This window comes from Solwaraspora sp. WMMD791, from assembly GCF_029581195.1.
Lineage (GTDB): Bacteria > Actinomycetota > Actinomycetes > Mycobacteriales > Micromonosporaceae > Micromonospora_E.
This window is the reverse complement of record NZ_CP120737.1, coordinates 5,015,140-5,028,850: the sequence shown is the minus strand read 5'-3', so window position 1 is coordinate 5,028,850 and position 13,711 is coordinate 5,015,140. Positions and strand designations below refer to the sequence as shown.

Below are 13,711 nucleotides of genomic sequence, written 5' to 3'. Positions count from 1 at the left end.
CAGGTCCTGCGCCTGGACCGGGCTACGGATCAGAAGGTGACTGGGGGGGTGAGTACCGACGATACTCACTGGCTGCGGTCGGCGTGGTTGGTCAACCCTGGTGGCGGGGCCTGCCCTTGAGTCGACGGCTGAACTCCCGGGCGATCTCCCGGTTCGCCTCCCGTTCGGCGATGGCCTGCCGCTTGTCGAAACTACGCCGGCCCTTCGCAAGCCCGAGTTCGACCTTCGCCCAGCCGTTCTCGAAGTACAGCGACAGCGGCACCAGCGTCAGGCCGCCCTCCCTGAGGCGTTCCAGAATCCGATCGATCTCCACCCGACGCAGGAGCAGCTTCCGGATACGCCGGGGCTGGTGGTTCGTCCAACTCCCGAAGCCGTACTCGGCGATGTGCAGCCCGTGCAGCATGATCTCGCGGTCCCCTTGCTGCGCGAAGGCGTCCACCAGCGACACCCGACCAGCCCGCAGCGACTTCACCTCGGTGCCGACCAGGACTATCCCCGCCTCGTAGGTGCGCAGGATCTGGTAGTCGTGCCGCGCCCTCTTGTTGGTGGCCACCAGCAGGTGACCGCTCTCGCCGGACCTACCCATGCAAACCATCACCTCGCTGCCGCACCTCCCCACGAGGGTATCGGGGGCGCGGCGTGAAGCGGGCTCGACGCAAGAACCCGGACCCGGGTACGCATCGAATGTCGTACCCGGCGGGCACCATGACCGTATGGCTGTCCCCGATCTTCAGCCGGAGCACGTCCGGCCGCAGGCCCTGTCGTTGCGTGAGGCCCGCACCCGGCTGGCCCAACTCGTCGCACTCGCCGAGTTGGCCGACACCGTCACGGTGATCGAGCACGACCGCGACGCCCGTCCCGTCGCCGCCATCGTGCCGGCAGCCGCCGCGCGGAGCGTCGCGCAGGCACGCGCCGATGCGGGGCGGATCGCCGAGGTCACCGCCGGCTGGGCGCGCCGGTTGGAGCAGACACGACAGCGCAGCGCCCGCCAGCATGCCAGCAACCTGCGGGTGTTGACCGACGCCCTCGCGGAGGTCTGGGCCGAGCTTGACCGGCGGATCCCGTCAGCCAGCGACCCGGCGCTGGCGCGGCTGCGGGCCGTGCACATGGACCTGCTGCGGCGCTGAACGCGCTGGTGGGGTGCCTACCGGCCCGACCAACTACACTCCGTCGGCTTTGGCTCGCTCGACCGGTTGCTGGGCGAACTCACGCTCCGCTGTCGTCGGTCCCGGAAGCTGAACCGGGCTCTTGTCTTCCACGATCTGGTCCTTTCTGGACAGCACCGACGTCCCGTCCAGGGGAGCACACCCAGGTCGAACACGGAAATCACGCAGTCCCCAACCGGCGATACGACTAAAACCGCATTACCGGCAATTTGGTGCGTCAGACGTCGCCTGAGGTGGAGACGTACTGGGTAGGGGTTTGGTCGTAGCGCTTGCGGAAGGCACGGATGAAGTGGCTGCTGTCGGCGAACTGCCATCGGGCCGCGATCTCGGAAACCGTGTAGCCGGCAGTCAAGGCTCTGCGTGCCTCCTCCAGGCGACGGCGCCGGATGTAGCCGGCCGTCGTCTCCCCGGTGGCAGCGAAGGCGCGGCTCAGCGTGCGTACGGAGACGTGCAACTCGCGTGCCAGCAGCCTGGGCGTCAGCTCGTGGTCGGTGAGCCGGTGGTCGGCAAGCTCGCGGGCAGCCCGTGCCAGGGCGGATGACAGGGTGGGCTCGGTGTCGTCGACGTATTGGCGCACCACACCCCGAGCCAGCTCGATCAACGCGTTCCGGGCCGCCAACAAGCCGGCGGCCTCGAGGTCTTCGACCGTGTCGTGCAGCAGGCTCGCGTGCGCCAGCAGGAGCCGCACCTCGGGTGCGGTGGCCGGCCTGGCCACCGGAGCGTCACCGTGGTAGCCGCCGATCTCGGCGATCGGGATCCCGATCGTCCGCCCGACGGTCCTTGGCTCCGCGTCGAAGCCGGCCAGGCCACCGGCACGATGGATCATGAACTCGCCTCCCCGGACCGGGAGCACCGCACTGTCGTAGCGCAACGTCCAGGTACCGCGCCGCACCGCGTACAACCGGAGCTCCGTTTCGTCCTCCGGAGAGGTCTGCGCCCGCACTCCCGTCGGGGTGTGGAAGTCCGTGACCACGACATCCCGTGCCCGGGCGTCACGGGCACGAACACGCGCGCCGACGGCCGCGCCCTGATCGCCCGCTGGGGGCGGCGCGCAGCTGGATCGCGCCGTCTCGCCGACCTGCCCGGGTCGTGCCGCACGCTGGCGGGAGGCATTCATTCACCCATCGAACCACCTGTCCCGTAAGTCCCATCGGCTGGCTCGCCTGTCCAAGCGACGCAGGGTGTGTGCTCCTAGGTTTGGCAGGCAAGCCAGCCGGCGACGAAGGAAGGTGGGAATTGGCGGCCACAAGACACGTGACGATTGTCGGGGGTGGGCTGGGCGGCCTGGCTCTGGCCCGCATCCTGCACCTACGCGGGATCCCGTCGACGGTTTACGAGCTTGACGCGTCGTCGCGGGCCCGTGACGCGGGCGGCACGCTCGGCCTGAACGCGGACTCGGGCCAGCGGGCACTCGCCGATGCCGGCCTGTTCGAGGAGTTCCGCTCGATCTCGCGGGACACAGGGGAGACGACACGCCTTGTCGACAGGTTCGGGACCGTACATTTCGACCTGGCGTACGAGGGTGGTGCCGGCGTGCGGCCCGAGGTGGATCGCGGCGACCTGAGGCGCCTGCTGGTCGAATCGCTACCCGAGGGTGTCGTCCGCTGGAACACGAAGGTGACCTCGGTGACAAGGCCGGGCGGCGGGCGCACGGAGCTCACCATGGGTAACGGTGAGATCGTAGAGGCCGAGGTCCTGGTGGGCGCAGACGGCTCCTGGTCGAAAGTGCGCTCGCTGCTGACGGACGCGGTCCCTCTCTATTCCGGCGTGTCCTTCGTCGAGGATCTTCTGTCTGATGTCGATGCGACGCATCGCGAGGCGGCGGACCTGGTCGGGCCGGGGTCGATGTACGCCTTCACGGAAGGCCACGGGATCATCGCCCAGCGCAACGGTGGCGGCGTGATCAGAATCTATTACGCGGTCCAGAGCGATGAGAACTGGGCCCGCAGGCTCGTGGATCCCACCGACCCGGGCGGCACTCGTCGACGGCTGCTGGAGATCTTCCACGACTTCGCGCCCGGCCTCCGTGCGCTGATCGGCGAGGGTGAAGGACCCCTGGTTCCGCGCCCGATCCACGCTCTTCCGGTGGGGCTGAGGTGGGCGCGGACCGCCGGGGTGACCCTGCTCGGCGACGCGGCGCATGTGATGTCCCCGTTCGCCGGGCAGGGAGCGAACCTCGCGCTGCTCGACGCCGCGGACCTCGGTGCCGCGTTGGCGGAACACTCCGACGTGGAATCCGCGCTTGCCGCGTACGAAACAGCGATGTTCTCCCGCGCCGAGGCAGCCGGCCGGGCCTCGGCGGACAATCTCGTCGCCAGCTTCGCCCCCGACGCGCCGCAACAACTGGTCGACCAGGCAAGGACCTGGATGCAGCGAAAGGCCGAAGCGACCGCCCTGTCAGCTCCGCGTGAAAACTGACCACGTGGTTCCGGCTGAATCGGGACCACCTCCTGAAGCATCGGGAGGTGCTGAGCGTGGAGGACTGGGCGGAGATCCGGCGGCTGCGGCGGTCGGAGGGTATGGCGATTCAGGCCATCGCACGGCGGTTGAGGATGTCTCGCAACACCGTGAAGAAGGCGTTGGCCAGTGATGAGCCGCCGCGGTACCGACGGGCTGCGAAGGGCTCGATCGTGGACGCGGTCGAGCCGCAGATCAGGGCGTTGTTGGCGGAGTTCCCGGACATGCCCTCGACGGTGATCATGGAACGGGTCGGGTGGACCCGTGGGAAGACGGTGTTCTGTGACCGGGTGCAGCGGCTGCGGCCGTTGTTCCGCCGGCCTGACCCGGCGCAGCGCACCGAGTACCTGCCGGGTGAGCTGGCGCAGTGTGATCTGTGGTTCCCGCCGGCGGACGTGCCCCTGGGGTTCGGTCAGGTCGGACGGCCGCCGGTGATGGTGATGGTGTCCGGGTACTCGCGGTGGCTGACGGCGGTGATGATCCCGTCCCGGCAGTCGGCGGATCTGCTGGTCGGACACTGGACGTTGATCTCCGGGTGGGGTCGGGTGCCCAGGACGTTGGTATGGGACAACGAGTCCGCGGTCGGCCAGTGGCGTGCCGGCAGGCCGCAGTTGACCGAGGCGATGAACGGCTTCCGTGGCACTCTCGGGATCCGCGTGCTCCAGTGCCGGCCGGCGGACCCGGAAGCCAAAGGCCTGGTGGAGCGGGCGAACGGCTATCTGGAGACGTCGTTCCTGCCCGGGCGCCGGTTCAGCTCGCCCCGGGACTTCAACGCCCAGCTTGCCGAATGGCTGGTACGGGCGAACCAGCGTCGGCACCGGGTGCTGGGCTGCCGGCCGGTGGACCGGTGGGAGGCCGACCGAGCGGCGATGCTGACGCTGCCGCCGGTCGCGCCGGTGGTCGGCTGGCGGCGGAGCACCCGTCTGCCCCGCGACCACTACGTCCGGCTGGACGGCAACGACTACTCGGTGCACCCGATGGTGGTGGGCCGCCGGGTCGACGTGGTCGCTGACGCCGACCGGGTGCAGGTGCTCTGCGAGGGCCGTCTCGTCGCCCGGCACGACCGGTGCTGGGCGCGGCATCAGAGCATCACCGACCCGGCTCACCGTCAGGCCGCCGCCGATCTGCGGACCGCCGCGCGGCAGGCGCCGGCACCGGCGGTCACGGCCGAGGTGGAGCACCGCAGGTTGGCCGACTACGACCGCATGTTCGGTGTCGATGCCGAGGCGGCCGCGTGATGGCCTCCAGAACGACCGGCAACCGCAACGTCTCCTCCGAGATCGCTTTCCTCACCCGTGCGTTGAAGGCGCCCTCGTTGGCGGCGTCGGTGGACCGGCTCGCGGAGCGGGCCCGGGCGGAGTCGTGGACGCACGAGGAGTTCCTCGCCGCCTGTCTGCAACGCGAAGTGGCGGCCCGGGAGGCCCACGGCGGTGAGGGACGTATCCGGGCGGCGAGGTTCCCGGCACGCAAGAGCCTGGAGGAGTTCGACTTCGAACACCAGCGGTCGTTGAAGCGGGAGACGATCGCCCACCTGGGCACTCTGGACTTCGTGGCGTCGAAGGAGAACGTCGTGTTCCTGGGGCCGCCCGGCACCGGCAAGACCCACCTGTCCATCGGTCTCGGTATCCGGGCCTGCCAGGCCGGACACCGGGTCGCGTTCGCCACCGCCGCTCAGTGGGTGTCCCGTCTCGCTGACGCCCACCACGCCGGCCGGCTGCAGGACGAGCTCGTCAAACTCGGCCGGATCCCGCTGGTGATCGTCGACGAGGTCGGCTACATCCCCTTCGAAGCCGAAGCGGCGAACCTGTTCTTCCAGTTGGTTTCGAACCGCTACGAACGTGCCTCGCTGATTGTCACCAGTAACAAGCCCTTCGGCCGGTGGGGAGAGGTCTTCGGTGATGACGTCGTCGCCGCGGCCATGATCGACCGGCTTGTTCACCACGCCGAGGTCATCTCGATGAAGGGCGACAGCTACCGGCTCAAGGACCGCGACCTCGGCCGCGTCCCGGCAGCGACCAAGACCAACGACTGAAGATCAACCAAACCGGGGTGGTCCAGTTTCAGCCGGACCACGGTGGTCACGATTGGGGCGGCGTTGACACGCCCCGCCTACCTGATCGATTCCATCCGGGTTCGGTGCGCGAACCGCAATGTCGAGGGGTACGGCCAGCGCCCATGTCCCGGCAGCGCCGGAAGCCACCAGAGCCCAGTCGTCATCAAGAGTTCATCTACTCGCGCCGGCCGGCGGACCGGGCCTCGCCGGCCGGGCTTGAGCTGCGAATTCGCCCCTCCGGAGTGGGCTGCGACCGCCACGGGCCGACCACCGTGCGCGGTTACCATCGGGGCGCGGTGGCGCCGTACCCGGGCCGGCTACGGGCGGAGGAGGAGCACGGTTGAACACGCCGTCCTTCAGCGATCTCGGCCGGTTCCTGGACACCAACCGGCAGACGCTACTCACCGTACTCACCGTGCTGGAGCTGTTGATCCTGCTGGTGGTCCTGCTGCGGTGGTTCGACCGCCGGTACGGCATGCGGGGCACCGGGCGGCGCATCCGGCGCGGCATCGGTGCCGCGGCGCGGGATCTGGCGGCACCGATCGTCAACTTCGTCCGACTTCGGCGAGGGATGCGGGTGGTCGCCGAGAGCTTCGCCGGGTCGGGCCCAGTGCCGGCTGCCCGAGCCTGGATCGGATCCGCTCGATCGGCACTGGGCGATCGGAACGATTTCTGGCCGTACCTGGTCTTGCTGGGCCGTAGCGAGCTCAGCGTGCGGCTCGCCGGCGCGGGAGCGGACGTGCCGACTCCGTCGGCGGAATCTCCGTGGCAGGTCACCACGCCGCGCCACTGGCGGACCCGCGGCCAACTGCCCCCGGGTTCCGCACCGACCGCCAGCGACGCACTGCCGATCGCCGTAGGGGTGAAGGACAGGACGATGGTCCTGCTGGATCTCGCCCGCTGCCCCGGCATCGTGTCGGTGCACGGTGCCCCGACACCGGCGCAGCGACTGGTCTCCGCGTTGGGCCTCCAGTTGGCCGCGCTGACCGGCGGGCACGGCGTGGACCGCCTGATCGTCGCGGCGGAAACCGGCTACGGCTCCGGGATGCCCGGCGTCGACCGGATGTCACTGTCCGAGGCCGTGACAGATCTCGCGACCCGTACGGCACCGAACGGGCGTACCGTCCTGGTCTGCCGGCGGCCCGATCCGCAGACGGTGGCGCGGCTCGCCACCCTGGTCGCCGGTGATCCCGGGCTGCTGGTCCTGGTAGCCGGCTACCTACCCGGATCGCGGTGGCGGTTGCGGGTCGACCTGGCCGGTCGGGTGACCGCACCGGAGTTGCTGCTCGACGTGGACTCCACGCCACTCGTCCGGTGCCTGCTGCCCCGCCGCCGGACTGCGCCCCCCGCCCCACCGGCACCCGCCTGGGCCGAGGAGGAGTCTCCCGGGCCCACCGCCCTCGGCGCAGCATCCTCCGCGCCAGCAGAACCGGCCGTACCCGTGAGCCCTCGGCCCCCCGCCCCGGCGGCGGCCACGCTGCCGGCCGCCCATCCACCGCCCGGACCGCCGGTTCCGCCCACCGCCAACGACGACCTGATCGAACAGGCGCATGACGGGCAGCGACCGACGGCGTACTCCGGCGTCGAGTCTGTCGGCCGGACTGGAGACCGATAGTGCGCCTGCTGCTGACCGTCGTCTCCGGCGCTGCCGACCGGGACATCGCGATCGACGTCGAGGCGGACACCCCGGTAGGTGCGCTCATCGAGCAGGACGGCTCCCCGGGCGACTGGTATCTCGACGGGACGCGGCTGGATCCGACCTGGACGGTGAACCGGGCAGGGCTGGTCGCCGGGGTCCGGCTGGGCGACGGAGCGCCGGTACCCGGTGGCGGGGTGCGGTACCTGCCGGGCGACTCCCGAACCCACTGGCTGGAGGTGCACGGCGTCGGCGGCCCGAGCGCCGGGCAGGTCTGGCCGGTCGGTCTGGGCTGTCACGACATCGGCTCGGCACCCGGGTCCGCGATCGATCCAGGCGGTAGCGGGGTGCCCGCGCACGCCGCCCGGCTCACCATCGACGAACAGGGTCGCGCCTGGGTGGCCACCAGTGGCTCCGAGGTACGGCTGGCGGTGCCGCAGCCCCCACCCCAGACCGATCCGATGCCTGCGGCCAGGTACCCGAGCCATTCTGCCCAGCACGTGCCGGATCCTCGGGCCGAACAGGGGCAGGAGCACGCGGACCAACCCGACGCCTCAGGAGCCAGGCGCGACGGATCCCGACGCTGGCCGACCGGTGTGGACCTGGCGGTGGGCGGCAGCCTGCTGCGGCTGGTGCGGCGCCCGGCACCGGACGCCGCAGTGACGCCGGCCGTAGACGTGCCGATGCTGGACTTCAACCGGCCGCCACGGATCGTGCCGCCGCTGCTCTTCGCGCGGCGACGGCTGCCCAGCCCGCCGGTCAAGCCGAACAGCCGCCCGATCCCGCTGCTGATGATCCTCGCCCCGATGGTGATGGGCCTGGCTTTCGTCTTTCTCTTCCGGTCGTACTTCTTTCTGCTGATCATGGCGCTCAGTCCGGTGCTGGCGTTGGCGAACTGGTACACCGACCGACGCAGCGGCCGTAAGCGGTACCGCAGGGATCTCGCCGAGTACCTCCGTAAACGCAGCCGGATCATGCGGGAGCTGACGGCGGCGGTCGCCGAGGAACGGTCGGCCCGGTGCGAGGCGTCGCCCGACCCGGCGACGGTTCTGTACACAGCCGTCGGCCCCGGACGGCGGCTGTGGGAACGACGCCGCCGCGACCCCGACCATCTTGTGCTGCGGGTCGGCACGATGGATCAGCCGTCGCTGATCGAGGTGGAGGACCCGGCCCGCGCCGAGCCCGACCGGCAGCTGCGCTGGATCGTGCCGGACGTTCCGGTCACCGTGGACGTGGTCGACCGCAAGGTGGTCGGCCTGGCCGGCGCGGCGGAGACGACGTACGCGACGGCACGCTGGCTCGTCCTTCAGGCCGCAGCACTCCATAGTCCGCGTGACCTGCGGATCCATGTGTTGACCGAACCCGCTGGCGAGGAGCGGTGGAGCTGGGTGCGCTGGCTGCCGCACACCCGGCCGGCCGAGGAGGGTGTCCCGACCGCTCGGCCCTACACCCTGGTCGGCAACGACCCGGAGACCGTGGCGAACCGGGTTGGTGAGCTGGTGTCGCTGGTCGCCGCGCGGACCAAGGCCCGGGGTTCGCAGCTCGGCCAGGTCCTGTTCAGCGAACCCGACGTGCTGCTGGTCGTCGACGGCGCGCGACGGTTGCGCGACGTGCCCGGCATGGTGCAGGTGCTCACCGACGGGCCGGCGGTACGGGTCTTCGCGATCTGTATCGACGCTGAGGAGCGGCTGCTGCCGGAGGAGTGCACCGCCGTGCTACGCGCGGACGCGGACGGGCTGACAGTGCGGCAGACCGGCGTGCCCGAGGCAACCGGAGTACGTCCTGACGTCGTCACCGCCCAGTGGTGCGAGCGGGTGGCCCGGGCGATGGCCCCGCTGCGGGATGTCACTCCGGACGAGACGGCCGGGCTGCCCGACCGCAGCAGGCTGCTGGAACTACTGGACGCCGATCCGCCGGACAGCGTCGACCTGGCCGACCGCTGGTCGCGACGACCCGCGTCGACGAGTTTCGTGATCGGTAGTGGTTTCGACGGAACGGTCGCGCTCGACCTGGTACGCGACGGGCCGCACGCGTTGATCGCCGGAACCACCGGCGCAGGCAAGTCCGAACTACTGCAGTCCATGGTGGTCTCCATGGCTGCGGTGAACCGGCCGGACGAGTTGACCTTCGTACTGGTCGACTACAAGGGCGGTAGCGCGTTCCACAGTTGCGTGCGGCTGCCGCACACCCTCGGCATGGTCACCGACCTGGACAGCGCTCTGGTGGTCCGGGCGCTGGAGTCGCTCGGCGCGGAGTTGCGCCGCCGCGAGGAGATCCTGGCCGGAGTCGCCGTAAAGGACCTCGTCCAGTACCGGACGATGCGTGGCCGCGATCCCTCGCTTCCGGCGGTCCCCCGGCTGGTGCTGGTCATCGACGAGTTCGCCACGCTCGTCCGGGAGGTTCCGGACTTCATCCCCGGGCTGGTCAGCATCGCCCAGCGAGGCCGGTCGCTGGGAATCCATCTGATTCTGGCCACCCAACGCCCGGCTGGCGTGGTGACCACCGACATCCGCGCCAACACCAACCTGCGCATCGCGCTGCGAGTCACCGATCCGATGGAGAGTACGGACGTCATCGACGTGCCGGACGCCGCGATGATCCCGGTGGCCACCCCGGGCCGGGCGCTGGCCCGGCTCGCCCACCGGTCCACCCTGCCCTTTCAGACCGGGTACGTCGGCGGGGTGTACCAGGGTGCCGGCCCGGACGCGTCGGAGTCCCGGCCGGCCGCGCCGGTGTACGGCGCGGAGCTTCCCTGGCCTCGGCTGGGTCGGGCGCTGCCGCCGCCGGTGGAGCCGACCCGTGACGGTGCCGCGCCGGACGAGTTGGCCGCCACCGACCTGGACGTGCTGGTCGACGCGATCGACGCCGCGGCTCGGGAGGTGGGCTGCGAGCGGCAGCCGAGCCCGTGGCTGCCGCCGCTGCCGCCGGTCGTGCTGCTGGACGATCTCACCCTCCCGCAGCCGCGTACCGGTCCCGGTCTGCCGCCGGTGCCGTACGCGCTGGCCGACCTGCCGCAGCAGCAGCGCCAGCCGGTGCTGGCCTGCGACCTCGCCGCGCTCGGACATCTCTACGTGCTGGGTGCCTCCCGTTCGGGCCGGTCACAGCTGCTGCGCACGCTGACCGCGTCGCTGGCCCGGTCGCTGTCCACCGCCGATCTGCACCTGTACGCCGTCGACGCGGCCGGCGGATCGATGATGGCGCTGTCGGAGCTTCCGCACTGCGGCGCGGTGGTGCCCCGGGCCGACCTGGAACGCCTGGAACGCCTGTTCGCTCGACTGCAGGGCGAACTGGCCCGCCGACACGAGTTGCTGGCCCAGCACTCGTGCGCGGGACTCGACGAATTGCGGGCGGCGCTACCGCCGACGCAGCGTCCAGCGCATCTGATGCTGCTGGTGGACGGCTGGGATTCGCTTGCCGCGGTCCTCAACGACCACGACGGTGGACGGCTGATGGACCAGTTCCTCGGCCTGTTGCGGGAGGGACCGGCCGCCGGGCTGCACATCGTGATGTCCTCGGAACGGTCGCTGTTGACCGGGCGGGTGGCCAACCTGAACGACCACCGGATCATGCTGCGGATGACCGACCGGACCGACTACTCGGCGATCGGCGTCAACCACCGTCGGGTGCCGGAGGTGGTGCCACCCGGACGCGGATGGCACTCCGCGGACCAGGCTGAGATCCAGATCGCCCTTCTGGACCCGGATCCGTCCGGCCCGGCACAGGTCGAGGCGATACGTCGGATCGCCGCCAAGGCCACCGCCCGCGACAGCGGGGTGCCGGCGCACCGCCGGCCGTTCCCGGTGGCCGGACTGCCCGCTGCGGTCACCTTCGCCGAGGCGTTCGCACAGGTCCCGGACGAGCAGCGGCGTCCGCTGCACGCACTGCTCGGAGTCGGCGGCGATGCCACCGAGCCGAGCTATGTGGACTTCACCGGCCGGCAGGCGACGTTCCTGGTCGCCGGCCCGCCCGGTTCGGGCCGCAGCAACACCCTGGCCACGCTCGCGGTGTCGCTGCTGGCCGGGGGTACCGCGCTGGTGATCCTGACGCCCCGCGAGTCGGTGTTGCGCCGGTTGGCGGCGCACGGCCGGGTGCGGGCGATCGAGGGGCCCGCGCCGGACCCGACGCAGGTGGGCGCCGCGGTGGAGGAGCTGGGCGGGCCGTTGGTGGTACTGGTCGACGACGTCGACCTGTTGGGCTTCGCCAACCCGGTGGACGCGGTGCTGCGCCAGGTGGTGGGCACCGGCCGGGACCGGGCGCTCGGCCTGGCCTACGCGGGAACGGCCGAGACCCTCACCCAGTCGTTGGGCGGCTGGATCGCCGAGGCCCGGCGGTCGCGTCAAGGCGTGCTGCTGGCACCGCAGTCAGCGATCGAGGGTGACCTGGTGGGTGCTCGGGTGCCTCCAGGGCTGCTGCGTTCGGGTAGCCGACCGGGTCGCGGCTATGTCCCGGACCCAGCGACCGGCGTACTGAGCACGGTGACGATCCCGCACACCGTTCTCCGCTGAGCCTGACCGGCGCGCGGTCACCGGTCCGCAATGGGGTGCGGCCCGGTCACCGTCACCGGCGACCGGGCCGCGTGCCGCGCAGGTCGAGGGGTCAGCTCGCGGGTGGCGGCTGGGACAGTGTCTGATCCATGTCGCTCAGGTTCTTCGCGATCATCGAGAAGCTCGACGCGAAGGTCTCCAGGTTGCTGACGGCCTTGGTCAACGAATTGGTGAACTCGGTGTACTGCGTGCTCATCACCGGGCTGGACTGCTGTAGCCAGAGGCCGCCCTGGCTGGTCAGCAGCTCACTGACGCTGGTCTGCAGGTTTGTCAGTACGCTGGCGATCTCCGCGCCCTCGGTGGTCAGCCGCCCGGCGACGGTGTTGACCAGGGCGTAGTCGACGTTTACTTCTGCCATCGGATGCCTCCGGTTGGACGGTTCAGCTGGCGCTGCTGGAGGTGGCGATCTGTTCGTCCATCGTGCTCAGCTGAACGGTGATGTTGTGGAACTGCTGGGCGAAGGACCGGATGCTCTCGATCGCCGCGGTCAGCTCGGTGTTGAAGGTCTGGTACTGCCCGCTGAGGGTGGGACTCGACTTCTGCAACCACAGGCCACCGTCGCTGGTGAGCAGCTGGGACACCGCGGCGAGCAGATTCTCCAGGCGCGGTACGGTCTGCGTCACGGCGGAGTTGAGCTGGTCGTTGACCGCCTGCACCTTGCTGAAGTCGACGGTGATGTTCGGCATGGCTTTGCTCCAAGGGTGACTGGGTCAGATGGTGACAGTGGTGTAGGGGATGTAGTCGTCCTCGGCTGGCTCCTCGGAGACGAGCGTCCATTCCCCGGTCTTCGGATTGCCGGTGTACGTCTTGGTGCCGTCCGAATCCACGACCGTCTTGGTGCCGGTGTCCGGTCCGGTCACCACGATGTCGGTCGTGGTGGTCTCCCCTTCATGGTCGACGGTCACCTGGTGCGATCCGCCGTCGGCCTTTGGGGTGACCGTGCTGGTGGTGGTGCCCTCGCTGGTGGTGGAGGTCACCACGAACGAGCCGTCGTCGTTGGTCCTTTTCTCGATCTTCTCCTCCATGCCGTCGGAGTGGGTGATGGTGGAGGTGTAGTCGACGACGTCGATCTCCCCGTCGCCGTCGGTGTCGCGGTAGGTGAACTGGGTCGTCTCGGTGTAGGTCAGTCCGTCGCCGGAGGTGACCGTGGTCGTCTCGGAGATGACGTTGCCGTCGTCGTCCAGGACCGCCGTGGTGTTGTTGCTGCCCACCGGCGAGGTGCCGTCGATGGAGGTGGGCGCATCCCCCGGCTCGGGCACCGGATCGCCACTCCACACCGGCACTGAACCGTCGACCAGGTTCCCGTCCTTGTCGTAGTACTGGAAGGTGATCTCCCGGTCCTTCAGGTCGAGGTAGCGCTCGTACGCGGCGGTGTCGGCCTGCCAGCCGCTGACGCTGGACCGCAGCCGGTCCAGGTTCACCTTGCCGGCGACGTCCGCGTCCAGATCGAAGTAGGCCTTGGCGATGCTGTCGAAGGTGTTCGCCAGCTCGTCGAGCAGCTCCATCGAGTCCTTGAACGGGGTATGGCAGGCGGAGAAGAAGGCGCTCAGCGTCCCGTACAGGGTCGAATTGCCGACCTGGCTGGAGTCGACGACGGTCCCGTCGGAGGTGACCACTGCCCGGCGGGAGCCGGTCTCCACGTCGAACTGGATCTTGCTTTTCAACTCACGCAGGCTGCCCGCGAGGCTGTGTAGCAGCGCGTAGTCGAGCACCAGGTCAGCCACCCTGCGCCCCTTCCTCCGGCTCGTCGGCGTACGCCGTCTGTGTGGTTCGACGCGGCCAGGGCCGCCAGCGGTTCACCGTGAACCTCCACGCGGGTGCGCCACGTCGAACAGGACGACGGCGTCCGGGGCAG

General features: G+C 70.1%; 11 protein-coding genes. 6 read left to right on the top strand and 5 right to left on the bottom strand.

All coding sequences use genetic code 11. The features are described from left to right. Positions 1–91 precede the first annotated feature (91 nt). On the bottom strand, positions 92–586 hold the full coding sequence (gene smpB / locus O7623_RS22355) for an SsrA-binding protein SmpB (protein ID WP_282224969.1): 495 nt from the start codon (positions 584–586) through the stop codon (positions 92–94). 127 nt (positions 587–713) lie between these two features. On the opposite strand from smpB, the gene O7623_RS22350 reads away from it, so the two are divergent. Then, positions 714–1,127: a type II toxin-antitoxin system Phd/YefM family antitoxin gene (locus O7623_RS22350; protein WP_282224968.1), complete on the top strand. Its 414-nt coding sequence runs from the start codon at positions 714–716 to the stop codon at positions 1,125–1,127. A gap of 256 nt (positions 1,128–1,383) precedes the next feature. Here the strand turns inward: O7623_RS22350 and O7623_RS22345 are convergent, their stop codons facing one another. After that, positions 1,384–2,058, bottom strand: a complete 675-nt coding sequence (locus O7623_RS22345) for a helix-turn-helix domain-containing protein (RefSeq protein ID WP_282224967.1) — start codon at positions 2,056–2,058, stop codon at positions 1,384–1,386. 362 nt (positions 2,059–2,420) lie between these two features. Here O7623_RS22345 and O7623_RS22340 point away from each other — a divergent pair, with 362 nt between their 5' ends. The 5 genes from O7623_RS22340 to O7623_RS22320 all read left to right on the top strand — a co-directional run bounded on the left by O7623_RS22340 (position 2,421) and on the right by O7623_RS22320 (position 11,817). Continuing rightward, entirely contained in the window at positions 2,421–3,584 is a 1,164-nt protein-coding gene (locus O7623_RS22340; protein WP_282224966.1) for an FAD-dependent monooxygenase, read from the top strand. A gap of 47 nt (positions 3,585–3,631) precedes the next feature. Continuing rightward, positions 3,632–4,861, top strand: coding sequence for an IS21 family transposase (istA, locus tag O7623_RS22335; RefSeq protein WP_282224673.1), 1,230 nt, complete (start codon positions 3,632–3,634; stop codon positions 4,859–4,861). After that, entirely contained in the window at positions 4,861–5,655 is a 795-nt protein-coding gene (gene istB, locus O7623_RS22330) for an IS21-like element helper ATPase IstB (RefSeq protein ID WP_282224672.1), read from the top strand. Before istA ends, istB begins: the two co-directional genes overlap by 1 nt. Before the next feature lie 361 nt (positions 5,656–6,016). Beyond that, positions 6,017–7,291, top strand: a complete 1,275-nt coding sequence (locus O7623_RS22325) for a hypothetical protein (protein ID WP_282224965.1) — start codon at positions 6,017–6,019, stop codon at positions 7,289–7,291. Next, entirely contained in the window at positions 7,291–11,817 is a 4,527-nt protein-coding gene (locus tag O7623_RS22320; protein WP_282224964.1) for an FtsK/SpoIIIE domain-containing protein, read from the top strand. The genes O7623_RS22325 and O7623_RS22320 overlap by 1 nt, the downstream gene beginning before the upstream one ends. Before the next feature lie 91 nt (positions 11,818–11,908). On the opposite strand, the gene O7623_RS22315 is transcribed toward O7623_RS22320, so the two are convergent. From O7623_RS22315 to O7623_RS22305, 3 genes are read right to left on the bottom strand one after another with little or no spacing between them, the layout of a single operon-like run. Continuing rightward, positions 11,909–12,214, bottom strand: a complete 306-nt coding sequence (locus tag O7623_RS22315; RefSeq protein WP_282224963.1) for a WXG100 family type VII secretion target — start codon at positions 12,212–12,214, stop codon at positions 11,909–11,911. Positions 12,215–12,236: 22 nt separating this feature from the next. Continuing rightward, a complete protein-coding gene (locus O7623_RS22310) occupies positions 12,237–12,542 on the bottom strand; it encodes a hypothetical protein (RefSeq protein WP_282224962.1) in 306 nt (101 codons plus the stop codon). A gap of 24 nt (positions 12,543–12,566) precedes the next feature. Then, on the bottom strand, positions 12,567–13,580 hold the full coding sequence (locus O7623_RS22305; RefSeq protein ID WP_282224961.1) for a hypothetical protein: 1,014 nt from the start codon (positions 13,578–13,580) through the stop codon (positions 12,567–12,569). Positions 13,581–13,711: the final 131 nt, after the last annotated feature.